At 56.5% G+C, this 22624-nt stretch carries 21 protein-coding genes; 7 read left to right on the plus strand and 14 right to left on the minus strand.

The genetic code is table 11. The features are described 5' to 3' along the window. Positions 1–281: 281 nt before the first annotated feature. The 9 genes from CLV87_RS03460 to CLV87_RS03500 are packed head-to-tail and all read right to left on the minus strand — an operon-like array spanning position 282 to position 9332. A complete protein-coding gene (locus CLV87_RS03460) occupies positions 282–1064 on the minus strand; it encodes an aldolase/citrate lyase family protein (protein WP_099243427.1) in 783 nt (260 codons plus the stop codon). Between the two features lie 11 nt (positions 1065–1075). Beyond that, positions 1076–1876, minus strand: a complete 801-nt coding sequence (gene hpaH / locus CLV87_RS03465; RefSeq protein WP_099243426.1) for a 2-oxo-hept-4-ene-1,7-dioate hydratase — start codon at positions 1874–1876, stop codon at positions 1076–1078. Then, complete coding sequence (locus CLV87_RS03470; protein ID WP_099243425.1) at positions 1873–2727, minus strand: fumarylacetoacetate hydrolase family protein; 855 nt, start codon at positions 2725–2727, stop codon at positions 1873–1875. Before CLV87_RS03470 ends, hpaH begins: the two co-directional genes overlap by 4 nt. After that, a complete protein-coding gene (locus tag CLV87_RS03475) occupies positions 2724–4121 on the minus strand; it encodes a pyridoxal phosphate-dependent decarboxylase family protein (protein WP_099244817.1) in 1398 nt (465 codons plus the stop codon). Before CLV87_RS03475 ends, CLV87_RS03470 begins: the two co-directional genes overlap by 4 nt. Before the next feature lie 3 nt (positions 4122–4124). After that, complete coding sequence (locus tag CLV87_RS03480) at positions 4125–5591, minus strand: NAD-dependent succinate-semialdehyde dehydrogenase (RefSeq protein ID WP_099243424.1); 1467 nt, start codon at positions 5589–5591, stop codon at positions 4125–4127. After that, positions 5588–6571, minus strand: coding sequence for a 3,4-dihydroxyphenylacetate 2,3-dioxygenase (gene hpaD, locus CLV87_RS03485; protein WP_099243423.1), 984 nt, complete (start codon positions 6569–6571; stop codon positions 5588–5590). The genes CLV87_RS03480 and hpaD (CLV87_RS03485) overlap by 4 nt, the downstream gene beginning before the upstream one ends. Positions 6572–6580: 9 nt before the next feature. Next, the gene (gene hpaD / locus CLV87_RS03490; protein ID WP_099243422.1) at positions 6581–7435 is read right to left on the minus strand and encodes a 3,4-dihydroxyphenylacetate 2,3-dioxygenase; all 855 of its coding nucleotides are present in this window, start codon (positions 7433–7435) and stop codon (positions 6581–6583) included. Continuing rightward, the gene (gene hpaE / locus CLV87_RS03495; protein WP_099243421.1) at positions 7435–8946 is read right to left on the minus strand and encodes a 5-carboxymethyl-2-hydroxymuconate semialdehyde dehydrogenase; all 1512 of its coding nucleotides are present in this window, start codon (positions 8944–8946) and stop codon (positions 7435–7437) included. The genes hpaD (CLV87_RS03490) and hpaE overlap by 1 nt, the downstream gene beginning before the upstream one ends. A gap of 2 nt (positions 8947–8948) precedes the next feature. Continuing rightward, positions 8949–9332, minus strand: a complete 384-nt coding sequence (locus tag CLV87_RS03500; protein ID WP_099243420.1) for a 5-carboxymethyl-2-hydroxymuconate Delta-isomerase — start codon at positions 9330–9332, stop codon at positions 8949–8951. Positions 9333–9435: 103 nt separating this feature from the next. On the opposite strand from CLV87_RS03500, the gene hpaR reads away from it, so the two are divergent. Further along, a complete protein-coding gene (hpaR, locus tag CLV87_RS03505) occupies positions 9436–9873 on the plus strand; it encodes a homoprotocatechuate degradation operon regulator HpaR (protein ID WP_099244815.1) in 438 nt (145 codons plus the stop codon). Positions 9874–10137: 264 nt separating this feature from the next. Here the strand turns inward: hpaR and CLV87_RS03510 are convergent, their stop codons facing one another. The 5 genes from CLV87_RS03510 to CLV87_RS03530 all read right to left on the minus strand — a co-directional run bounded on the left by CLV87_RS03510 (position 10138) and on the right by CLV87_RS03530 (position 15955). Beyond that, positions 10138–11370, minus strand: coding sequence for a Tm-1-like ATP-binding domain-containing protein (locus CLV87_RS03510; protein WP_099244813.1), 1233 nt, complete (start codon positions 11368–11370; stop codon positions 10138–10140). Between the two features lie 9 nt (positions 11371–11379). Next, positions 11380–12864, minus strand: a complete 1485-nt coding sequence (locus tag CLV87_RS03515) for an aldehyde dehydrogenase (protein WP_099243419.1) — start codon at positions 12862–12864, stop codon at positions 11380–11382. A gap of 6 nt (positions 12865–12870) precedes the next feature. Beyond that, positions 12871–14388 (minus strand): tripartite tricarboxylate transporter permease, encoded by a 1518-nt coding sequence (locus tag CLV87_RS03520; RefSeq protein WP_099243418.1) that lies wholly within the window; start codon positions 14386–14388, stop codon positions 12871–12873. 12 nt (positions 14389–14400) lie between these two features. Next, positions 14401–14940 (minus strand): tripartite tricarboxylate transporter TctB family protein, encoded by a 540-nt coding sequence (locus CLV87_RS03525; protein WP_099243417.1) that lies wholly within the window; start codon positions 14938–14940, stop codon positions 14401–14403. Positions 14941–15010: 70 nt separating this feature from the next. Next, on the minus strand, positions 15011–15955 hold the full coding sequence (locus CLV87_RS03530; protein WP_099243416.1) for a tripartite tricarboxylate transporter substrate binding protein: 945 nt from the start codon (positions 15953–15955) through the stop codon (positions 15011–15013). 56 nt (positions 15956–16011) lie between these two features. On the opposite strand from CLV87_RS03530, the gene CLV87_RS03535 reads away from it, so the two are divergent. The 6 genes from CLV87_RS03535 to CLV87_RS03560 all read left to right on the plus strand — a co-directional run bounded on the left by CLV87_RS03535 (position 16012) and on the right by CLV87_RS03560 (position 22614). After that, positions 16012–16878: an IclR family transcriptional regulator gene (locus CLV87_RS03535; RefSeq protein WP_235871827.1), complete on the plus strand. Its 867-nt coding sequence runs from the start codon at positions 16012–16014 to the stop codon at positions 16876–16878. After that, a complete protein-coding gene (locus CLV87_RS03540) occupies positions 16875–18221 on the plus strand; it encodes an aspartate aminotransferase family protein (RefSeq protein ID WP_099243414.1) in 1347 nt (448 codons plus the stop codon). The genes CLV87_RS03535 and CLV87_RS03540 overlap by 4 nt, the downstream gene beginning before the upstream one ends. Positions 18222–18298: 77 nt before the next feature. Next, the gene (locus CLV87_RS03545) at positions 18299–19090 is read left to right on the plus strand and encodes an MBL fold metallo-hydrolase (protein ID WP_235871828.1); all 792 of its coding nucleotides are present in this window, start codon (positions 18299–18301) and stop codon (positions 19088–19090) included. Beyond that, positions 19087–20376 (plus strand): aspartate aminotransferase family protein, encoded by a 1290-nt coding sequence (locus CLV87_RS03550; protein WP_099243412.1) that lies wholly within the window; start codon positions 19087–19089, stop codon positions 20374–20376. Before CLV87_RS03545 ends, CLV87_RS03550 begins: the two co-directional genes overlap by 4 nt. Next, positions 20373–21320, plus strand: coding sequence for a phosphotransferase enzyme family protein (locus tag CLV87_RS03555; protein WP_099243411.1), 948 nt, complete (start codon positions 20373–20375; stop codon positions 21318–21320). The genes CLV87_RS03550 and CLV87_RS03555 overlap by 4 nt, the downstream gene beginning before the upstream one ends. Positions 21321–21570: 250 nt before the next feature. Further along, positions 21571–22614, plus strand: a complete 1044-nt coding sequence (locus CLV87_RS03560) for a phosphatase PAP2 family protein (protein ID WP_099243410.1) — start codon at positions 21571–21573, stop codon at positions 22612–22614. The last annotated feature ends 10 nt before the right edge of the window (positions 22615–22624 follow it).

Genomic DNA, 22624 nt, shown 5'->3' on the forward strand with positions numbered 1-22624 from the left:
TTCAATCACTTAGCTTTCTCCTTTCTTTGCCCCATCAGGGGCGTTTACAATAGCATTGATAGTATTCCTCTCGCGGCGCTGCTTTTCGTGCTCCAGTGGGTGTGGGGATGATACCTTTGAGACAAGTGTCCCACCCTCAGGCAGAGAAAGACCTACATGACCTTCACGACATAGATCGTAGCGAAGGTTGCGTCGTGATCGTCTGTCTGGACCAACACTTCGCCGACATTTTAAGCGGGACGGTTCACACGTTTGGACCGCCCCTTCTCGCATTCAAAGCGCTATCGTCGCTTGAGTTTTTCGGTTGCTTTCGCGGCTGCCGCACGCATGTTGCGGGCGAACAAGGTCACGTCGATTTCGGTCGCAATGAAAGTTGCCCCAAGCGCGCGGCATTTTTGCTGCATCTCTTCGTCGAGAGTTAAAATGCCCGCAGCCTTGCCTGAGGCGACGATGCGCTGGATGGCGTCCAAAACGGCTTCCTTCACTTCTGCTTGTCCGGCCTTGCCGATATAGCCCATATCCGCAGCGAGATCTGACGGACCAATGAAAACACCGTCCAAACCATCTACAGCCAAGATCTCGTCCAGTTCTGCCATACCTTTGAGGTTCTCGACCTGTGCAAGCAGGCAAATCTCGTCGCGGGCCGTGGTCAGGTAATCGCCAATTGCCGAGAAATCAGACGCGCGGGCCAAGGCCGACCCGACTCCGCGCACGCCGTGAGGCGGGTAGGTGACGGCCGCGACAAGTTTGCGCGCCTGCTCTGCGCTTTCAACCATGGGGATCAGAAGTGTTTGCGCCCCTGCGTCCAGCAACTGCTTGATGAGCCATGTTTCACCAATGGGCGGGCGGACAACGGCATGTGCGTCACGCGCTGCAATGACCTGCAATTGCGCCGTGATTGAACGCAGATCATTGGGTGCGTGCTCTCCGTCAATCAGCAGCCAGTCAAACCCAGCCCCTGCGCTGATCTCAGCGACATAGGGATCAGCCAAGCCCAGCCAGCAACCTAGCTGCAAGTCACCTTTGGCGATGGCGTGCTTAAAAGGATTAAAAGGCGCTGGCATGAAGATGTTCCTTACGCGAAATTGATGTCGACGGTTCCAAAGGACCCAAAATCCGCATGGATTTGTGTGCCTGACGGGCACTCTATGGGGCGAATGAAGCTTCCTGAAAGAATGATGTGTCCGGCTTCGATCTGTTGACCATATGCAGCCATACGCCGCGCCAACCAGACGACACTTTCGACGGGATCATTGAGTACCCCGGCACCTAAACCCGTTTCCTCCACGGCACCATTGCGCGAGGTGATTGCCCCAACCCAGCGAAGATCCAAGGCGTCGATCGCGTGTCTGGCGTCCCCTAAAACGAGGCCAGCATTGGCGGCATTGTCGGAGATCGTGTCGAAAACGCTGCGGGTTTGGCCCGTTTGTGCGTCTGCCCGGATAATACGCGTGTCAAGGATTTCGATGGACGGCGCGACATAGTCTGTCGCGGCAATGACATCCGCGCGCGTGACGTTTTCACCGCCGATCGTCTGCTTCATCACAAAGGCAATTTCGGCCTCGATACGGGGTTGTATAAACCGTGTTTTGGGCACGGTGCCGCCATTCACGAACACCATATCATCAAACAAAATCCCGCTGTCGGGAATGTCGATGTTAAGCGCGTATTGCATGGCTTTGGAGGTCAGGCCAATCTTCCAGCCGATCACCTTGCGCCCTTCGGCCAGTTTGGCGCGATAGATTGCGTTTTGGATCTCATAGGCATCGTCCATGCCCATTTCGGGGTGCTTCAGTGTCAGCAGACCAACCTGCTCGCGTGTTTTTTCAGCCTCCAATAAGGCGGCTGCGACTGCTGCGTGATCTTCGGGTGTCATACCACTTCGTCCTCAATACCATTGCGCAATATGCCAATACCTTCGACTTCGATTTCAACCACATCCCCTGGCTTGAGGTACTTCGGCGGATCGAAGCGCGCGCCTGCGCCCGTTGGCGTGCCCGTGATGATGATGTCGCCCGGCTGCAATGTCATGAAAGTCGAGATATATTCGATCTCGCGGCGGACCGGGAACATCATGCGAGAGAGCACATCATCTTGACGGGTTTCACCGTTGACCCGCGTCACGATGCGTGCGTCGTCGAGTTGCTTGGCATCGGTGAAAGGCACGAGCCAAGGACCGATAGAGCCCGAGTTGTCCCAATTTTTGCCCTGCGTCACGTTGAATTTCGCATGACGCACCCAGTCGCGGATCGTGCCCTCGTTGCAAAGGGTCAAGGCGGCGATGTGATCATAGGCGTCGTCTTGTGAAATGCGGCGGCCACCTTTGCCAATCACGATGGCAACTTCGCCTTCGTAATCGAGAGTGTGATTTTCAGGGGGGCGCACAAGGTTGCGCTCGTGTCCCGTGAAGCCGCTGGCAAAACGCGGAAACAAAGACATGTATTTCGGCTGCGCGGAGCCGTCTTTGTATTCCGCGTTGCGATCAGGGAAATTCACCCCAACGCAGAGGATGCGCGGCGCGTTGGGCAGGACCATCTCATATTGGAATTCCTTGTGCGTTACATCCTTGCCCTCGGCAGCCTTACCCAGAGCCTCAAGATCGTTGGCGCGAACGGCGTCCAAAAGCGTTGGGTACTGTGGAAACGCCGTCTCAAGGGCGATCATGCCTGCGTCGGTGACAGCGCCGTAATGCGTTTGTCCAGAGGCGGTATAGGTTGCGAATTTCATTTGATCTGCTCCCAGATGTCTTGGACGACGGTCTGGACCATCATGACGTCGTCGCGCGTAGTTTCGAATTGGCCGACTTGGACCCGAATGATTTTTTGGCCCTGAAACGCGCCCTGCGTCAGGTAGATGCGCCCGTCGTCATTGATCGCATCGACCAGACGTTGCTGAGCGGCATCGTCGCCGGGGCAGCGGAATGAAAACAGGCTTAGGATCGGGTCGGTCGTGATCTCAAAGCCATCCATCCCTCGGATCGCTTCGCAGAGGTCACCCGCCCACGCGACATGGTTGCGGATACGCGTTTGCAAACCTTCGAGCCCATATGACCGGATCAGGAACCACAGTTTCAACGCGCGGAAACGACGCCCCAGCGGGATCGTCCATTCCGAATAATTGGTCACAGCCTCGCCCGAGGTCTTGAGGTATTCCGGTTCGATCTTGAGCGTATTGAGCTGAGGCGTAGCATCGCGCAGGAACTGGATTGAGCAATCAAACTGCGCACCCAACCATTTGTGCGGGTTGAAAACGATGCTGTCGAAACCATCGACGCCATCCCAGAACTGCTCATGGATTTCGGGGCAGATCATGGCTGAACCAGCCCAGGCAGCATCCAGATGGGTGTAAAGGTCATGCGCCTTGGCGACCTTCAGGATTGACGCCAGATCATCGCAAGCGCCAACACCCGTGCCCCCCGTGATGGCAATGACGCCTGCCGGGCAGTGCCCCGCCGCGATATCCTTACGGATTGCAGTATCCAAGGCATCGGCGTCCATGCCATGGAGCGGGCCGTTCCCCTCAATCTTGACCAAATTGTCTTGCCCGATGCCCGCGACCCAACATGCCCGATCGATCGAAGAGTGTACTTGATCCGAACAATAAACCCGCAAGTGCCCCTTGCCTGAAAGCCCTTCGCGATTGCCCGAATATCCGGTTGCCCGTTCCCGCATGGTCAAAACAGCAGACAAAGTGGCCGAAGAGGCACTGTCCTGAATAACACCGGTGAAACCTTCGGTCAGACCCAATGCCTGCCGCATCCAATCCACCATCAGCCCCTCAACCTCGGTGGCGGCAGGCGAGGTCTGCCAAAGCATGCATTGCGCGGCAACCGTGTTGACCAATTGTTCGGCCAGCATCGATGCTGGGGCCGCATTGGCAGGAAAATAGGCAAAAAATCTTGGATGCTGCCAATGTGTCATGCCCGGCATCACGATGTCTTCAAAGTCGCGCAGGATCGCCGCCATGTCTTCGGGCTGATCTGGCGGATTAGCTGGCAAACGTGACGCTACCTCGCCCAGCTTGGTTTGGGCGCGCACTGGCCGATCGCGCAGCGTTTTGTGATACCGCGCGCCCCAGTCGGCAATGTGTTTGCTCCAGTCTGCGAAACCGTCCCAGTCCATCATTTACGCCTCTTCGATGCCGCCTAAGCAGATGTATTTGATTTCGAGGTAGTCATCCAATCCGTGACGCGAGCCTTCTCGACCCAGCCCCGATTGCTTGACGCCCCCAAAGGGTGCTTCTGCAGTTGAAATCAGGCCGGTGTTCACACCAACCATGCCGTAGTCCAATGCTTCCGAGACACGCCAAACGCGGGCATGGTCGCGGCTATAGAAATACGACGCCAGTCCAAATTCCGTGTCATTGGACAAAGCAACGACTTCGGCCTCAGTTTCGAATTTAAACAACGGTGCAACAGGCCCGAAGGTCTCCTCGGTCGCGACGGCCATGTCATTGGTGACACCTGTCAAGATGGTTGGCTCGTAGAACGTGCCGCCAAGCGCATGGGACTTGCCGCCCAAAATAACCTGAGCGCCTTTGGATGTTGCATCCGCGACATGCTCATCGACTTTCTGGACGGCGGCCTCATCAATCAGCGGGCCAAAAACAATACCCTTGTCGACTCCATTGCCGGTTGGCAATGTTGCGACCTTGGCGGCCAGCTTTTCGGCAAAAGCATCATAGACGCTCAACTGGACGTAGATGCGGTTCGCGCAAACACAGGTCTGGCCATTGTTGCGAAACTTCGCAATCACCGCGCCTTCGACGGCAGCATCCAGATCGGCGTCGTCAAAAACGATGAACGGCGCGTTGCCCCCCAATTCGAGGCCGAGCTTTTTGATCGTCGGCGCGCATTGCGCATAAAGTTTCGCCCCCACTTCGGTGGACCCGGTAAAAGTCAACTTTTGGACTATCGGGCTGTCGGTCATGGCCTTTCCGATGTCGCGCGCCGCCCCGGTTACAACCGAAAACAGGCCGGGCGGCAGCCCTGCCTCCTCAGCCAAAACCGCCAGTGCAATGGCCGAGAACGGCGTTTGTCCCGCTGGTTTCAGAACCATGGCGCAGCCTGCGGCAAATGCGGGCCCGGCCTTGCGAGTGATCATGGCGTTCGGGAAGTTCCAAGGCGTGATTGCGGCCACCACACCGATCGGCTGCTTAACTGACAGGATACGCTTGTCAGGCGCATGCCCAGGTGTGATGTCGCCATATGCACGGCGGGCTTCTTCTGCGAACCATTCGATGAAGGACGCGCCATAGGCAATTTCGCCTGCGGCCTCAGCCAAGGGTTTGCCCTGCTCTGCAGTCAGGATTTGCGCCAGATCGCTCTGGTTGGCCATCATCAGATCAAACCAACGTCGAAGCACCGCTGAGCGATCTTTTGCGGTTCGTGCGGCCCACGCTTTCTGCGCAACCTGCGCCGCGTCAATCGCCTCAAGCGTCTCAGCGGCACCCAAACGAGGCACATATCCAAGGACTACGCCCGAAGCAGGATTGGTAACGGCAACGCCTGTTGTTGCATCGCCAGCGATCCAGCGGCCCCCAACGAGGGCCGCCTCACGCATCAGATCAGGGTTGTTTAGATCGAGGGTCATGGTGCGATAATCGGGCTGGCTTGGATTTCAGAATCCTTGGTGTCCACGCCTACAAATGCCGTTCCATGCTTGAACCAACTTTCAGGCGCAGGTGCGCCCCAAAGGGTTTGCCGCTGCGGGTCTTGCAAGTCCCATTTGATCGGTTCCAGATCCGGATCGACGGTCTGATAGTCGGAACAATAGATCTCAATCCGGTGCCCGTCGGGGTCAAGGATATAGAGAAAGAAGGCGTTGGAAATACCGTGACGCCCCGGCCCACGTTCGATGTTATCTACGTAGCCTGTGGTCGACATCAGATCGAGCAAGTCGATGATATTGAGCGGCGTCGGCACCCAGAACGCAACATGGTGCATGCGCGGTCCGGTCCCGTTGGTGAACGCCATATCGTGCACGCCGCCTTTGCGGTGCATCCAAGCCGCCCAAAGCTTCTTGCTGTCATCATCTTCGGTGTATTCGGTCACGCGGAAACCGAAATCAGAATAGAATGCGACCGAAGCATCAACATCATGAGAGAAGCAGTTGAAGTGATCGATCCGGAGCGGCTTCACGCCGCGATAAAGCGCATACTTCTGGTGGATGGGCTCCAACCGGTCCATCTTGTGATAGAATTCCAGGGGAATTCCCATGTTGTCCGACGTCAGCAGCGTCCTTACCTGATAGGGGCGGTCAACCCATTCGGTCGGACGCCCCTTGGCTTTGAAATAGGCTTCAGCGCGATCAAGATCGGCCTCGTCAAAGGTCTTGAAGCCCATGACTTCAACCGTACCGGGCTGATCTGACTTTTGCAGGATGATACAGTGGTGACCGCGTTCTTCCATCGCCCGAAGATAAACGTGGCTATCGGTTTCATCAGTGACCTGAAGGCCGACGATATCAGTATAAAAGGTTTTGGACTTGTCGAGATCTTTCACGTTCAAGCAAACGTGGCTCAGTCGGATCGTGTTGAAATCCGGATAAAGATTAGGTGCAGGTACGGGCATCGGGGCCTCCTACTGAACGGGGAAGATGACGTTTGTCTGGCCAGTGCCCGACGACGGAAAATAGTCTGTGATCACCTCACAGGGCGCATCGTACGCGTCCCAACCGAGCGCACCATAGAGCATCGCAGTGTCGTGCATGGAACCTTCGCCGCAGCAGTATTCTGCATATTCGGGCAACATCTTGAGAAATGTCGCGTGATCACCGCGCTGCCACATATCGAGGACATGCAGGTCCATTTGGCGGTTGAATTCGGAGCTGATCGTAAAGGTGCCGTTGTTGGCGGCATAGTCCTTGTTCGGCCAGATCTTGTGTGACAATGAACCGGACGCGACGAGCAAAACCTTGCTGTCGGAGGCCTCAACGGCGGCTCGGATCGCCTCGCCGACAATGCGGCTTTCGTCATGGCCATGTACGGTACACCATGCCGCGACCGACACGACCTTCATTTCATGGGCACGCGACATGAACCGCATGGGCACGAGTGAGCCATATTCCAACTCTAGACTGTCGAGGTGGTGCGCGAGAGTATAGGCACCACGGTCCGACGCTTCTTGTGCAATGGCATCGCCCAGTTCAGGGTTTCCCTTATAGTCATAGGGCATGTCCTGAATAAACTGTGGGAACTCGTTCGAGGTGAACAGCCCTTCAAAGCGGTCGTTTGCGTTGATGTGAAAACCCGCATTGATGACCCAATGCGTATCGCAAATCACCACGGTATCCGCGCCGAGTTCCTTGGCACGTCGGGCGATTTCAAAATGGCCGTCAATGGCTTCCTTGCGGGCCCCTTTCACCGGGCCGTCCTGTTCGGACATGAGCATCGTCGGCACATGAGTGCATTTGGCGGCGAGGACAATCTCTCCCATTAGTTTGCTCCCAGTTTGGTGATTTTATGTTGGCCAAGGGCAAAACCAATATGTTTTTGTTCCATGTAGAATTCGAAAGACCAATCACCGCCGTCGCGGCCGATGCCGCTGGCTTTGACGCCGCCGAACGGTGTCGGCAGATGGCGGACGTTCTCTGAATTTACCCAGATCATCCCGGCTTCGAGTTTATCGGTGAACCTCAAGGCGCGGGTCAAATCGTTGGTCCAGACATAGCCAGTCAGGCCATAGGGAATATCGTTGGCGATTTGCAGGGCCTCTTCCTCGGTCGAGAAAGGAATGGAGGTCAGCACGGGGCCAAAGATCTCTTCTTGTGCAATACGCATCTGGTTGTTGGCATTCGTGAACAGGGTCGGACGAACGAAATACCCCTCATCCCCAACGGTGACGCCCCCTGCCGCAACGGTCGCACCGTCTTGCTTGGCGATGTCGAAGTAACTGGTGACTTTATTGAAGTGTTCTTCAGTTACAAGCGGGCCGATTTCCGTCGCCGGATCCAACGGGTGGCCAACCTTGATGTTGTTGACGCGCTCGATCAGCTTGGCTTCGAACTCTTCGCGGATAGTGTCTTGGATCAACAGGCGCGACGATGAGGTGCAGCGCTCACCGTTGATCGAATAGATCATGAAGATCGCCGCATCGAGCGCCCGATCCAGATCGGCGTCATCGAAGACGATAACAGGGTTTTTGCCCCCCAGTTCGAGGTGATTGCGCTTGAGCGTATCCGCCCCCTGTTTGGTGATAAGGCTCCCTGTGCGGCTTTCGCCGACAAAGGCAATCGCCTTGATCTTGGGGTGCTCGCACAGCGCCTTGCCGGCCCCTTCGCCGAAACCATTCACGGTGTTCAACACACCGGGAGGCAAGCCAGCCTCTTCAGCAATTTCAACCAACAAGCGCGCGGTCAGCGGGGAGGCTTCAGCGGGTTTGTGGACGACTGTGCACCCCGCAGCCAGAGCCGGAGCAATCTTCCATGTGGACAGCATGAATGGCGTGTTCCACGGCGTAATCACACCGACGGGGCCGATTGGCACCCGTGTGGTGATGTTCATCAAGGTCGGAGATTTCAGATGCTGACCGTCACGCGCCTGCACGACCTGATCCGCAAAATAACGGAAATTCTCGGCGCCGCGCAGTGCGGCCTTGGACATGAATTTAAATGCCTGTCCGGTGTCCCAGCATTCGCATAGAGCAATCTCTTCGGCGCGCGCTTCGATGCCTTCGGCAATGCGGATCATGATTTTTTTGCGTTCTAAAGCCGGCATATCGCGCCACGCGGCGAAGGCGTCATGTGCAGCGCCTGCAGCGACGTCGATGTCTTCCGCGGTGCCATGCGCAACATCACAAATCACGGATTTGTCGACGGGTGACGTGTTTTGGAATGTGCCATTGGCGCCCGCAACATCCTGCCCTGCAATACGGTTCAAGATACCTGTGTCGCGAAAGCGGCCAAGATAACCACCCAGTTTAGAGATGTTTTCGTCTAGTTTGGTCATGGCTAGTCCTCCAGGTGGTCACGGACGTTTCCGAATTTGGGTGAAAGGTCGGCGTCAATGTCTCTCATCTCGGCAGACAGGGCGATGGAATGGTTTTCCATCGCGGGAGTCATGAAGTCTTTGAGCGCCATGAAAATACGATTGATCGCGTCTTTCTTGACGGAATCTGGGCGACCTTCCCGCAACCTCACACTGAGATCGATGAACCCGTGTTTGGGATTGCCGTCGGCCATAGCGACATGATCAACGCGCGTTGCGCGGACGCGAATGCCCGCCGCAGGAAAAGTGTCAATCTCGGCTGCGGCGGCGCGGATTGCTTCGCACAATGCCGCCATGTCAACGACAGCTTCGAGGTTCGCTGAATAGTCGATGTGAAAGTGCGGCATGTCATTTCCTTGCTTCGTTAATGATTGCTATGTTAATTATTGTCATGTTGTCAACTCGATTTTTGCGGTGCATGTCATTGTCACTCAGATTTTCGAGGCCGCTATGACCAGACCACTTCCTTCCACTGCACGATCCTTACCAATCGCCCTTATTCGTGCGCGCGAGGGCGTTATGTCGCCCATCCGCGACATGCTGTCGGAAACGGGAATCACCGAGCAGCAGTGGCGGGTGCTGCGGGTGCTGTCCGAATATGGTCAGATGGACACCAAGACCTTGGCGGATCGATCCAGCTTATTGTTCCCCAGCATGACGCGGATTGCGGCGACGATGCGCGAAAAGGGGCTGGTGACACAAACGCGCGACGAAAAGGACCGCCGGCGTCAATTCGTTGAAATCACACCGAGCGGCCAGAAGATTATCGACGATCACTTGAGCCAGGCCACGCAGATTGTGGCTGGCTTCAAGAAAACCCTGGGTGAGGACAATTACGAAACCTTACTTGACCTTTTGCAAATGCTGGACCCAGGAGCACATGACTAGGGCCTGTGGACACTCACCATAGGTCATCAGTTTCAGTCCAAAATTGCTCAGTTCTAGGCATTTGAGCGCAGCACTAGCGGGCTAATACGAGCGAAAATAACGATGAAATGAGCAATTTTGGCGAAACAGCGGAGCTGCGCGGCCCATTTTGCCTCTGCCTTCGTTGATTTCCCCTGCCGATCAACCAGATCGCTGCGGGAAAATCGCCTTGTCAGCGGCAAAATGGGTCTCGCGCTGATGATCCATGCTGAGTGTCCACAGGCCCTAGAACTTAACCGTGCCGTCGGCGCACCAAGCGTCGAATATTTCCAAAGCCTTGTCTGCGAAAGCGCTGTCATTGATGTGGCACGGAATGCGGTAAGCTTGTACGGTATCGGGAAGCGTGTTTTCGAGCTCAGCCAGGAACGCCGCCAAACCGTCGGGGTTATGCAATTCTGCGCCTTCGCGATCCCATTCACCAAGCCCGTCTTGCGGCAGGATCATAGCCACCGGGCCTTTGGCCGTCGCCAGTTGTTTTGCATGTGCTTGCGCAACCAGCTTTGTTTCGGCCGGTTCAAGCACGATAGACGTTAATAGCCGATTGTGTTCGTGCTTCACATGGGCCTTCCATTTGGCATCCAGCGGTTTCCAACCAACCACATCCACCAGATCATAACACCCCGGGGCGACAATCTGAGGCGTCCCATTGAGACCCGCATTTGTCAGGCGATCGGCCCCCGCAGAAATATTGGATCCATTCACGTGGTTGCCCAACTCCTGCGTGCAGAAATCGAGGACACAGGCAAAGGCACCCTGCCCTGCAAGGCTTTCGAAAGCGCGTCCGCCCATGCCCGTGGCATGGAACACCGCGACTTCGAAACCACGCGCTTCCAAGGCGGGTTTGAGGGGGATCACGTATTTCAAGGCGGAAGTGCCCAGCGACATCATCCCGATCACAGGCTTGCTTGGGTCGGGTTTTTGCACCGCGCGCGCCGCGCCCAGAACTGCACCCGCCGCCTGAGACAGCGACGCCTTGCAAACCGAATTCAACCCGTAAAGCCCGCCAGCCCAAAGGATCATCTGCGTGTCAGCCGCCAGTCGTTCAGCCGGGATAATCGGCGAGAACGATACCGTTGAGACAATGTATTTTGGCACGCCCAAAGGAAGCGCGGAGGCGACATCAAGCGCCAGATCGGTACCCATTGTGCCGCCAAGAATGATCGTCCCGTCGAACACGCCTTCAGAATGTAGCCGCGCGGCAAGCAAACTGGCCCCTTTGGCCATGATCTGCATCGCGTGGTTTTCGTCACCGCTATCGATGGCGGCCTGAATGGTGCTGCCGCCCTCCCCCGCAACATCGTGTTTGGAGTAGTCCGTGGGCTTGGACGGATCGCCCAAGACAGAGACATCCATCGTCACGACATTGCCGCCCTGATTGCGGATCACATCGGAAAGGAATCCCAGTTCGTCATCTTTTGTGTCGTAAGTGCCGATCACCAGAATAGTTTTGTCAGACATCATAAGGCCCTACAGCTTGATCCATGCGGTTTTGAGATTTACGTATTTTTCAATGGCATGCAGAGACTTGTCGGCCCCGTTGCCCGATTGACCAACGCCGCCCAAAGGCACTGTCCCATCGGCACCACCATAGGTGTTTATGTGCATGACGCCCGTGCGAACCCCTCGCACCATCCGATGCGCGCGGCCAAGATTGGATGTCCATGCCGCACCCGCCAAACCGTAGACGGTCGAATTCGCCAGGGCGATGGCCTCGCCTTCCGTCTCAAACGGGGTAACGCCCAGCACGGGACCAAAGACCTCTTTTTGGGCGAGCGTTGCGTCACGGGTCACTCCGGTGACAATGGTCGGTGCCATGTAGTACCCGCCAGTATCTTGCAGTATCCGATCCCCGCCAGTGACGACTTCTCCGCCTTCGGTTTTCGCGATTTCCACGAAGCCGAGGTTGGCCTTGAGTTGCTCTTCTGAGTTGACCGCTCCAACATGAGTGTCGACCTTGAGCGGGTCGCCGACGCGCATTGCTTCGGCAGCCTGAGCGACCTTGGCGACAAACTCATCATGGATCGCAGCCTCAACCAGCAACCGTGATCCGGCCACGCAGACCTGACCTGAATTGCGGAAGATACCGCTTGCCGCGACCTTTGCCGCCTCATCCAGATTGGGGGCGTCTGCAAAAACGATGTTCGGAGATTTGCCGCCCAGCTCCAGATAGACCCGTTTCATGTTGCTGCGAGCGGAATATTCCATCAACCGCCGGCCTGTGCCGCCGGATCCGGTGAAAACCAGCACATCTACGTCCATGGAAAGACCCAGCGTTTCGCCAACCACGCGCCCCTCGCCGGTGACGGCATTCAAAACCCCCGGAGGCAGGCCTGCCTCCAACGCGAGCTCGGCCATTCGCATCAGCGAAAGAGACGCTGTCTCCGCGGGTTTCAGGACCACCGAATTGCCCATCGCTAGGGCGGGCCCAAGCTTCCACGCGCCAATCATCATCGGGAAATTCCACGGGATGATGGCCCCGACAACCCCGACAGGCTCCTTGTGAACCAACCCGAGGATGTCACCGGGGGTCGGCGCGATCTCGCCATAAATCTTGTCGAGAGCCTCCGCATAGTAGCGGATCGTCGCGGCCGCCGATCCCGGCTCGGCCTTGATCGCCATGCCGATCTCTGTGCCATTGTCTCGCACACCCAGAACAGCCAGTTCCAACGCATTGGCTTCGATCAAGTCGGCCCATTTCAACAGCACCTTCTTGCGCGCCGCAGGAGGTTGGCCGGCCCATCTGCCGTCTTCAAAGGCAGCCCGCGCTGAGGCAATCGCCGCCTCCATGTCGGCGGCTGTACCCGCAGCCATAGTTGTGATGACTTGCCCATCAATCGGAGAGATGACATCCATCGTACCCCCATCGGACGCAGGCACCTGTTTTCCATCAATCAGATGGGTAAAGGCAGAAAGGGGTTGCGCGCGGAGCACATCAATTTTGGTCTGGTCCATCAGGGGTTACCTTGTCTGACTGTCGTGCAGGTCGTGGTCTTCTTCGGGCAGATGCGCGCGCCATTCTTTGATGAGCGTGCGCACATGGAGTGCGAGCACCAAAAGGATCAGCCCGAACAGAATGGCCGCAATAGGCCGGTCGATCATATCAAGTGGCGTCTTCAGGCGCGGCATGGCCGAACGCAGTTTGACCTCCATGATGCCACCCAGAACCATGCCCAGAATGATTGGTACAATCGGCAGGTTGAGGCGTTTGAGGATCAAACCGAACACCCCAAAGCCCGCCGCAATCATGCAATCCGTTAGAGAGTTGCGCAGCGAGTAAACTCCCACGAACGACAGCAACAGGATCATGACACCCAAAAAGCGCGTGGGAACGCGAATGATCTTGGTCAGCAAATTCGTCGAGAACAGCAAGAAGACCATAACAATAACGTTCAGTGCGATCAGCGCGAAATAGAGGCCGTAAACAAGATCGATATTGTTCTGGAACAACTGGGGGCCCGGGATCACGTTGTGCACGTAGAACACCGACAACATCATCGCTGTCAGCGCCTCACCCGGAATACCCAGCGCCAGCAGCGGGATCATGGCGGCGGCAGGAACCGCGTTGTTGGCAGCCTCTGACGCGATCAATCCTTCGGGAGACCCTTTGCCGAACAGATCGGGGTCCTTTGAGGTCTTTTGCGCGTAGGTGTAGGACATGAACTGCGCCGTGAATTCACCGGTGCCTGGGATCATGCCAAGGATGACACCAAATCCGGATGCAACGCTGGCCACACGCTTGTGTTTCAACAGTTCCTTGATCCCTGCCGTCATGCGGCCTGCAATGGGTTTTGCGTCGGGGCTGTTGTCAGGAGCTGTTAACAGAAAGAAGGCTTGGCTGAGCGCGAAAAGCCCCAGCACTACAACGATCAGGTTTACGCCAGATGACAGGAAGGATTGGCCAAAGGTGTAACGCTGCGTATAGGTCACGGCATCCAGGCCGACTGTTTGCAGGAATATACCAAGCATCGCCAGCAAACCGGCTGCAAAAATCTGACCGCGATGGGCCAGGATGACGAGGATGATTCCAAGCAGGGCCGCTAGGAAAATCTCTCGGCTCCCGAACATAGGTGCAACCAAGGCCAACACGGGTGATAGCAGGATCAGGCACAAGATGCCAAAGATACCGCCCCAGAACGACGCGGAATAGGCGATGGAAACAGCACGGTGGGCTTCACCGTTTTGGGTCATCGGGTAGCCGTCATATGACGTCAGCGCATTGACCGCCGTACCCGGTGTGTTGATCAAAACCGCTGGAATGGCACCGCCGTACATGGAGGATCCGTAGATGCCGAGCAGCATCGTTAACCCGACAATCGGTTCAAAGGAGAAAGTTGCAGGCAACAAGATCGCAATCGCGACAGCTGGCCCGACCCCGGGAATAGCGCCAATGATGACGCCACCGATGGATCCCACCAATAGGGCAAGCATCACATCCCATCGGGCGAGCAGTTCAAGTCCGGCTAGGAGGTTTTCCATTTCCAGTTCCGATCAGAAATAGGTCAGCATGATCTGGCGCAGCCCATCGGGCAAGCTCTCATAGATCAGGCCGGAGGGAAGATTGACCTTCAGCATCGTTTTGAACAGCAAGACGATGACGATGGCGGCGATCGCTGCAGCGCCAAGGGTTGAGGCTTTGCGATACCCAACGCGAAAGGTAAGCACGACGGCAAAGATTACGGTCGACGGCAGATACCCAGCGTAGGGCACCGCAACCGCATAGGCGATAAACCAGCCCGCAAATTCCAGCGAACTGATCCACAGCCAGACCTCTTGCCAGCGCCCGTGGATCCGCTCAGACAATGCCGAACCAAGCAAATGGAACGCTGCAAACAATGTCATCGCGCCCAGCGAAACGGCTGGCCAGAAGCGAGGTTGAGCAAACAGTTTCCCACCGCTTCGCCACGCGGTTTGATCCGCAAGCTGCGACAAAAGGAAAACGGAAACGAACAAGGCGAACCAGGCAAAAACAATGTCACCGGGTCTGCGGTATCGCTTGAAGAGTGCTTGAAGCGTTTTCACGCGTAACATGGCGGATGTCGCCCCCCTGATCTAAGAACGGCTGGGCAACAGGGTGCCGCCCAGCCGTCTGCGTATCGCTTTATTCAGCAAGCATGCCTTCGATACGGGACATTGTGTCGATATCCTTCTCGATCTGCGAGACGACATCAGCAGCAGACTGCCAATAAACCAATGCACCAGTCTCCGCTGCGAGCGTCTGTGCGCGCTCAGACATCATAGTCTTCTCTGCAACCGCGATAATCTTGTCTTGCACGTCCTGCGGGGTGTCGGCGTGAACAAACAAACCGTTCCACAGAGCAACATCAAGACCTGGGGCAAGTTCGGCCACGGTCGGTGTGTCAGGTGTCAGCGAGATCCGCTCGGACCCGATGGAGGCCAGCACGCTGACATCGTCAAGGCACGGCAAGATCAGTTGCAGGGTCGTGTTGATCACGTCCACGTCGCCCGAAGCCAATGTGTTGCAGTCCAGCGCATCAAATGCAGCGTCGGACGCATAGGAAAAGCCCATTTCCTTGGCCAGACCCATGGTCACCTGCGTCGGAACCAGAGGCGCGCCAAAGTGCCCAAGTACAACGTCATTGTCTTTTGCATGGGCCGCCAGTTCTTCCATCGTGCTGTAAGGCGCATCGCCGCTGGTTGCGACAACAAAGGGATAGGTCAGGAAGTTTCCAAGCGGCACGAAGGGGTCAGGGTTCAGTTCCGGAATGCCGATCTGAGGCCCAACTACGGGGATCGCAATGATGAATGAGCCGATGGTGTAACCATCCGCAGGCGCGTTCGCGACTTCGATCGCGCCGGGAAACGGGCCGCCACCCCCACCCGGCTTGTTTACGACGGCTGTTGGCACCCCATAGGCCTCAGAGAAATCATCGGCGATCATTCGGGTCAGCACATCTTCCAAATCGCCTGGAGGCCACGGCACGACAAACTCAACGGGCTTTTCCGGGTACTCCGCCTGCGCGGCACCCGCGACGGCCATTATGGCGAGAGCCATCGCAGAAACAGATTTAGCAAACTTCGGCATTTCTTTCTCCCTACTGCGGTTCGCATATTGAACCGTCGTTGCACAAAAAGGTTGCCTTGTTAATTTACTTGTGTCAAACTTTTTTTCAGATCAGCCAAAATGAGATGCGAATAATGTCATCTGCGACCAAAGCCCTTACGCTCCTGTCCTACTTCTCAACGTCTCGTCCCGAGATCGGATTGTCCCAGATGTGCCGTATCGCTGGACGCGACAAGGCAACCACCTACCGACACCTTCAAGCGCTTGAAACAGCAGGCTTTGTTGAGCAAATCCCCGCAACAAAGCAATATCGGCTTGGCCCCGCCCTTCTGCAGTTGGCCCAGGTAAGAGAAGCAACTGTTCCGCGTAAAGATGGTGCCAAAGCAGCGCTCGCCGCCCTGGCAGACGCAACCGGTGAAACTGCACACGCGACCTTACTCTCAGGCAATGTCCTCTATGGATTGTGCGATTGCGAATCCCCACACCACTCGACGCGGGCAGTCATAGACATGAATGTCTTTCCACTACACGCGACAGCCTCGGGCCTGTGCTCTTTGGCCTTTGGGCCGGAAGAGCTATTGCGCACAGCCGTCACCAATCTGGAAGCCTTCACTGAAAATACAGCGACCACCGAGGCCGAGCTTGAGACCTTGGTCGAGGATGTCCGTCTCACCGGTTTCGGGAGAGGCGACAAGAGCTTCGCAACCGAAACCCAAGGCCTCGCAGTACCTGTCTTTGACCACACAGGCCATTTTGCAGGTGCCGTGGCAGTGGCAAGTGTCGCGTCGAGGTTCACCGCTGAACTCGAATGCAGCATCAAATCCGAGCTCATTATCGCCGCACGGGAAATTACCCGCAATTGGGGCGGCACCATCCCTGACGCTATCGAGGCCCTATGGACCGCCTCTCTCAACAATCCAACCGAAATGGAATCCACATCATGAAAGACTCGAACTTCCTCAAGGAACACAACGGCCGTATGATGTGGCACCCTATGACATCACCCCAAGACAGTATCGAACAGCCCCCCAAGATCATCACAGGCGGAGATGGCGTGTCGATTGTCGATATTGACGGGCATCGTGTCGTGGACGGGGTTGGCGGGTTGTGGAACGTCAACCTTGGTTATTCCTGCCAGCCTGTGAAAGACGCCATCGCGGCACAACTTGATACCCTGCCCTATTACTCCACGTTCCGTGGCACATCAAATGACGCGGCAATCGAACTGTCCTACGAATTGTCCGAGTTCTTCGCGCCTGACGGGTTGTCGCGCGCGTTCTTCACATCGGGTGGGTCCGACAGCGTCGAGACTTCGCTGCGTCTGGCACGGCAGTATCACAAATTGCGCGGTGATGCGGGACGCACCAAGTTCCTGAGCCTCAAGAAAGGCTATCACGGCACGCATATCGGTGGGGCTTCGGTGAACGGCAACGCAAACTTCCGCAATGCCTACGAACCACTTTTGCCGGGCTGCTACCATATTCCAGCGCCCTACACCTATCGAAACCCGTTCAATGAGAGCGATCCGGAACGGCTGGCCCAGCTTTGCCTTCAGGCGCTGGAAGACGAAATCGCCTTTCAGGGTGCCAATACGATTGCCGCAATGATCATGGAGCCGATCCTCGGCGCAGGTGGTGTCATCCCGCCGCATCCCTCTTTCGCGCCTGCGGTTCAGGAGATTTGTAACCGCAATGGTATTTTGCTGATCACCGATGAGGTCATCACCGCCTATGGTCGTACCGGCGCATGGTCCGGTGCACGCCTTTGGGGCATTCAGCCAGACATGATGTGTACAGCCAAAGCCATCACCAACGGCTACTTCCCCTTTGGGGCCGTTATGCTTGGCGACCGCATGATCGAGGTGTTCGAAGGCAACCCGGCCGCAAAAATCGGGCACGGTTACACCTATTCCGGCCACCCCGTCGGCGCAGCTGCCGCTTTGGCCTGTTTGGCAGAAACCAAACGTTTGAACGTCGTTGACAATGCCGCGACACGCGGCACGCAGCTCTATGAAGGGTGCAAGGCCCTGATGGAGAAATACGACATCATCGGCGATGTGCGCGGCGGCCATGGCCTCATGACGGCCATGGAGATGGTCAGCGACCGCGCCGCCAAGAAACCTATCGATGGGGGCACCGCCGCCAAGGTTCAAGAAGTTGCTTATCAAAACGGGGCCATGGTGCGTGTTTCTGGCCCCAACTTGATCCTGTCGCCACCTCTGGTTCTGACCGAAGCCGACGCCGACACAATTCTAACCGCGCTCGACGCCGGTTTCGCTGCCATCTGAAAGGCCACACTATGACCAGCGAATACGTTGCCCTTCTGGGCACCAAAGGTGGGCCTGCGGTCCGTCCGGGATCGTCAATGCCCACTTCCAACCTACTCGTCATGAATGGACAACAGATCGTTTTGGATTGCGCCCTCGGCGTGACGCGAGGCTTGGTGGATCAAGGTATGAACCTCAAGACGCTCTCAACGATCTTTATCAGCCACATGCACTCGGACCACTATCTGGAACTTGGTCCCCTAATCCACACCGCTTGGTGTTCGGGGCTTGTGACGCCCGTAGACATTTACGGACCCAAAGGCATTCGGGCCTATTGGGACGGGTTCGTAGCCTCCATGAAGGCTGATATCGACCTGCGCATCGATGACGACGGCCGCGACGATCTACGTGCGTTCGTGCGGGTGCATGAGATTGACGAAGGTGTGGTTTTGGAGCGCGATGGGCTGACGATTTCGGCAATTCGAAACGCGCACCCCCCCCTGATCGACAGTTTCGCCTTTTCGTTCAGAACGGAAACCAAACACGTTGTGTTTTCCGGCGACACGGCACCGATCAAGGCGCTTGAGGACTTTGCGCGGGGTGCTGATTTGCTCATTCACGAGGCCATGCTTGAATCCGCTCTTCCATCGCTCATGGAACGGGTCGGCAATGGGTCAGATAAGTTGATGCAGCATTGGCTGCGCTCCCACACTTTTGCCCATGATGCCGCCATTACGGCTACAAATGCAGGCGTCAAGCGCCTGGCCTTGTCCCACCTGATCCCGTCCGACGATCCGACCTATGGTCCAAAGGATTGGCAGGACGCCTGCGCCGATCACTATACTGGAGAGCTTGTTGTCGGTCACGACGGCATTCGCATTGATCTATGACACGTACAAACGCTGAATTATTGGCCGACCGGGCACGGTTGATGGGGCCAAACGTTTCCACCTTTTACGAGGACCCTTTGCATATCGTGAAGGGTGAAGGCGTCTGGCTATGGGATGCCGATGGACGCAAATATCTGGATTGCTACAATAACGTGCCTCATGTCGGGCATTGCAACCCACGTGTTGTTGACGCGATTTGCGAGCAGGCCAGAACGCTTAATACGCACACCCGCTACCTTCACGAGGGCATCCTTGCCTATATCGAACGCCTGACCGGGACGATGGACGCATCCTTGGATACCGCGATCCTGACCTGCACTGGATCCGAGGCAAATGACATCGCCCTGCGCATGGCCGAAGCCGTCACGGGCAAACGCGGGATCATTGCCACTGACGCGACCTATCACGGCAACACTTCTCTAGTCAGCCAGCTAAGCAAGTCCAACATCCCGACCGTTGGCTTTGGGTTGGGTCAGTATTTTCGGTTTGTGGACGCACCGGACAGCTATCGAAACCCTGATCCCGATGGCACAATTTTCGCCGCTCAGGTCGCCGACCAGATTGAGGCTTTGAACGAAGACGACACCGGCTTTGCCGCCCTTGTCGTTTGCCCCTATTTTCTCAACGAAGGTTTCCCAGATCATCCAAATGGCTGGCTGAAACCTACAGCAGAGGTCGTGCGCAAGGCCGGTGGGGTGCTTATCTGCGACGAGGTGCAATCGGGCTTCGGGCGGACGGGCACCCATATGTGGGCGCATGAAAAGATGGGTGTGGTGCCAGATGTGATGGTGCTTGGCAAACCCATGGGCAATGGCCACCCCATCGGCGGCGTTGTTTCCCGTGGCGAGATCGTTGCCGAGTTCCGCAAGGGATATCGCTATTTCAACACCTTTGGCGGCAACCCTGTTTCATGTGCGGCGGCAATGGCTGTGCTGGAGGAAATCGAAGACAAAGATCTTGTAAGCAACGCGCTCGCTGTCGGGAAACATGCGCGCATGCGCATGAACCAGCTCGCAAAAAAGCATGAGGTGATCGGGGACGTGCGCGGCTCAGGCCTGATCTTCGGGGCAGAAATGGTGACTGATCGCACCACCAAAACCCCGGCAAGCGAATTCACTGACCGTGTCATCAATGCCATGCGCCATCGCGGGATCGTGCTCTCGAAACTGGGACGCTACAAGAACGCGCTCAAAATTCGCCCACCAATGCCCTTCTCGATCCAGAACGCCGATCTGCTGTTTGATACGCTGGATGAGGTGGTGTCAGAAACGCCGGTGCACCTATGACGACGGCCGAAAAAGCCCTTCCCCTTTGGGGTTTGGAAGGGGCAGAGGTCACCTTGATCGCTGCCCGCGAAAACACCGTCTACCGTCTTGATCACCCGGCGGGTAAATTCGCACTGCGTTTGCATCGCGCCAGATACCGGACCGATGCACAATTGACGGCGGAGCTTGACTGGATGGCATGGGTCTCGCAATCAGGCTTATCCGTGCCGACGCCGCGAATGAGCTTGAGTGGATCGCACCTCCAGATCGTGGATGGCATACAGGTCGATGTCCTTGGCTGGTTGGAGGGCAGCACGCTCGATCGCTCTTTGCTCGAAATGGGCGCGGCGGCGCGGGAGCTCACTTTTGAAACCTTGGGGCGCAACATGGCAAAGCTGCACATAGCAAGCGACGCCTGGCCGGGGGCTGCGGACAGCGCGCGCCCTGTTTGGGATGCCAACGGGCTGGTGGGAGACGCCCCACTTTGGGATCGCTTCTGGGACAACCCGGCTCTCTCGAACGGGCAGCGGGACTTGTTGCTCGCGTTTCGCGAAAAAGCGCGCAGCGATCTCGCCGCACTTGCCCCGTCACTCGACTTCGGTTTGATCCACGCTGATTTGGTGCCAGGCAATGTAATGGTTCAGGGGCCCCAACTTCATCTCATCGACTTCGACGATGGCGGGTTTGGTTTTCGCCTGTTCGAGATCGCAACGGCCCTGCTGAAAAACCTAACCTTGCCCGACTTTGACACCCTGAAATCCGCTTTGATCTCGGGCTATCACGCGGAACGCCAGCTGGATATGACCCATCTTGACCTGTTCCTTGCACTCAGGGCCGTGACCTATGTCGGCTGGAATATCAGCCGTACCAACGAGGATAAAACGGGCGCACGAAACGCCCGGTTCATTAGAGATGCGGAAGCCTTGGCCGTGTCCTATCTCGAGCGTCACCCAGGTTTTGGATAACGCCATTGGGCTAGCGCATGATCTTCGCTACTGGCAAACATGACAAATTCGTGCCGAACGGTTGCCATGCTAGAAACGCAGTCACCCGACCAGCTTCCACCTCGGCGCTATCATCGAATTTGCCTAGTTGCGGCTAATAGGGCAGATCAGGAATTCCGTGAACCCACCGTGAAATTTCAGTGTTTGCCAGGCGACTAGGTCGACACTTAACCTATTCGCCAGGTGTGTTGACAAACGGGGGAACCTAGAAATGCCATTTTTGCAGACAAGCCAGACGTCGCAAACCAGCCAGACGTCCCAAACCAGCCAAACTTCAGCACTGCCGGACCTGAATCACGCCGGAGGTGCCAGTTCAACCCAATTGAGCCATGCGCTGAACTCAGTTTCGCAAAGCTTTGCAACAAGTAGCTTTGTTGTGACGGCCCAAACGCCGAAGGCTGCGAGCAAAGAAGAGTTTCGGAAACTTCAACCCTTGCACCGTCACGTTTTGATGACGGAAGCCTTGTCCAAAGGTTTGTCCATCAGCGGCGACCACACAAAAGTGCACGTTGAGAAAGACGGAACCAAACAGACGTTGGCAGGTGGTTCTGGTGACTTAGAGCCTGCAGTTCCCGATGGTCCCGCCTTGACCCAAATCCAGAACCGTCGATGGCTTCGCGCGGAACGAATGAATGAAATCGTTGGCCAGCAAGCCGATATTCTGAGCTTTCTCGCTTTGGCCTATCCGATGACTCGGGATACCCATCCGTTTACCATGTCGATTTTAGACGCGGTTCTGGCAGCCGTCGGAAAACTAGTAGTAGAAGCAAAGTTTCTGTTGAACGTTCCAAGGCCCGCCGATGTCACAGGTGGTATTGGTCCGGTGATCCGAACCCCTGCACACGGCGCGACACCAAGCGGACACGCAACAGAGGCATGGGCCATGGCCTATGTAATGGAAGCCATGATCTTCAATAAACCGTCGCAAGAGCTTCGCCTGATCGCAGCGCGTATCGAAGAGAACCGAATTGTGGCTGGAGTACATTACGAAAAAGACGGGTATGCCGGACGCATTCTGGCAACACTGGTCGCAAAGGAATTTGCTGTCCGGCTGGGCATTAGCAGCGGCCATCTGGACACCACGCGCGAACCTGTTTGGGAAGGCGCAGGGCAAGCAGGTTTGATGAAAAGCGGAAAACTAGGCACGAAACAGGCGCAACCCCAGCAACCGAACTACATCGCTGCAAGCCCTTCAAATGCTGGGGTGCTACAACACGCGATGGATCTGTCGCGGGCAGAACTGGGCTACGCTTAGGAAGGGGCTC

The sequence above is a fragment of the Pelagimonas phthalicica genome (genome assembly GCF_004364805.1).
Classification (GTDB): domain Bacteria; phylum Pseudomonadota; class Alphaproteobacteria; order Rhodobacterales; family Rhodobacteraceae; genus Pelagimonas; species Pelagimonas phthalicica.

What these genes read in the sequence shown, in the direction of transcription:
- CLV87_RS03525 (WP_099243417.1), bottom strand. Translation starts at nt 14,940, where the DNA reads ATGTTACGCGTGAAAACGCTTCAAGCACTCTTCAAGCGATACCGCAGA.
- CLV87_RS03470 (WP_099243425.1), bottom strand. Translation starts at nt 2,727, where the DNA reads ATGAAATTCGCAACCTATACCGCCTCTGGACAAACGCATTACGGCGCT.
- hpaR (WP_099244815.1), top strand. Translation starts at nt 9,436, where the DNA reads ATGACCAGACCACTTCCTTCCACTGCACGATCCTTACCAATCGCCCTT.
- CLV87_RS03560 (WP_099243410.1), top strand. Translation starts at nt 21,571, where the DNA reads ATGCCATTTTTGCAGACAAGCCAGACGTCGCAAACCAGCCAGACGTCC.
- CLV87_RS03550 (WP_099243412.1), top strand. Translation starts at nt 19,087, where the DNA reads ATGACACGTACAAACGCTGAATTATTGGCCGACCGGGCACGGTTGATG.
- CLV87_RS03530 (WP_099243416.1), bottom strand. Translation starts at nt 15,955, where the DNA reads ATGCCGAAGTTTGCTAAATCTGTTTCTGCGATGGCTCTCGCCATAATG.
- CLV87_RS03545 (WP_235871828.1), top strand. Translation starts at nt 18,299, where the DNA reads ATGCCCACTTCCAACCTACTCGTCATGAATGGACAACAGATCGTTTTG.
- CLV87_RS03460 (WP_099243427.1), bottom strand. Translation starts at nt 1,064, where the DNA reads ATGCCAGCGCCTTTTAATCCTTTTAAGCACGCCATCGCCAAAGGTGAC.
- hpaH (WP_099243426.1), bottom strand. Translation starts at nt 1,876, where the DNA reads ATGACACCCGAAGATCACGCAGCAGTCGCAGCCGCCTTATTGGAGGCT.
- hpaE (WP_099243421.1), bottom strand. Translation starts at nt 8,946, where the DNA reads ATGACCAAACTAGACGAAAACATCTCTAAACTGGGTGGTTATCTTGGC.
- CLV87_RS03510 (WP_099244813.1), bottom strand. Translation starts at nt 11,370, where the DNA reads ATGTCTGACAAAACTATTCTGGTGATCGGCACTTACGACACAAAAGAT.
- CLV87_RS03540 (WP_099243414.1), top strand. Translation starts at nt 16,875, where the DNA reads ATGAAAGACTCGAACTTCCTCAAGGAACACAACGGCCGTATGATGTGG.
- CLV87_RS03515 (WP_099243419.1), bottom strand. Translation starts at nt 12,864, where the DNA reads ATGGACCAGACCAAAATTGATGTGCTCCGCGCGCAACCCCTTTCTGCC.
- CLV87_RS03475 (WP_099244817.1), bottom strand. Translation starts at nt 4,121, where the DNA reads ATGGACTGGGACGGTTTCGCAGACTGGAGCAAACACATTGCCGACTGG.
- CLV87_RS03555 (WP_099243411.1), top strand. Translation starts at nt 20,373, where the DNA reads ATGACGACGGCCGAAAAAGCCCTTCCCCTTTGGGGTTTGGAAGGGGCA.
- CLV87_RS03480 (WP_099243424.1), bottom strand. Translation starts at nt 5,591, where the DNA reads ATGACCCTCGATCTAAACAACCCTGATCTGATGCGTGAGGCGGCCCTC.
- CLV87_RS03500 (WP_099243420.1), bottom strand. Translation starts at nt 9,332, where the DNA reads ATGCCGCACTTTCACATCGACTATTCAGCGAACCTCGAAGCTGTCGTT.
- hpaD (WP_099243423.1), bottom strand. Translation starts at nt 6,571, where the DNA reads ATGCCCGTACCTGCACCTAATCTTTATCCGGATTTCAACACGATCCGA.
- CLV87_RS03520 (WP_099243418.1), bottom strand. Translation starts at nt 14,388, where the DNA reads ATGGAAAACCTCCTAGCCGGACTTGAACTGCTCGCCCGATGGGATGTG.
- hpaD (WP_099243422.1), bottom strand. Translation starts at nt 7,435, where the DNA reads ATGGGAGAGATTGTCCTCGCCGCCAAATGCACTCATGTGCCGACGATG.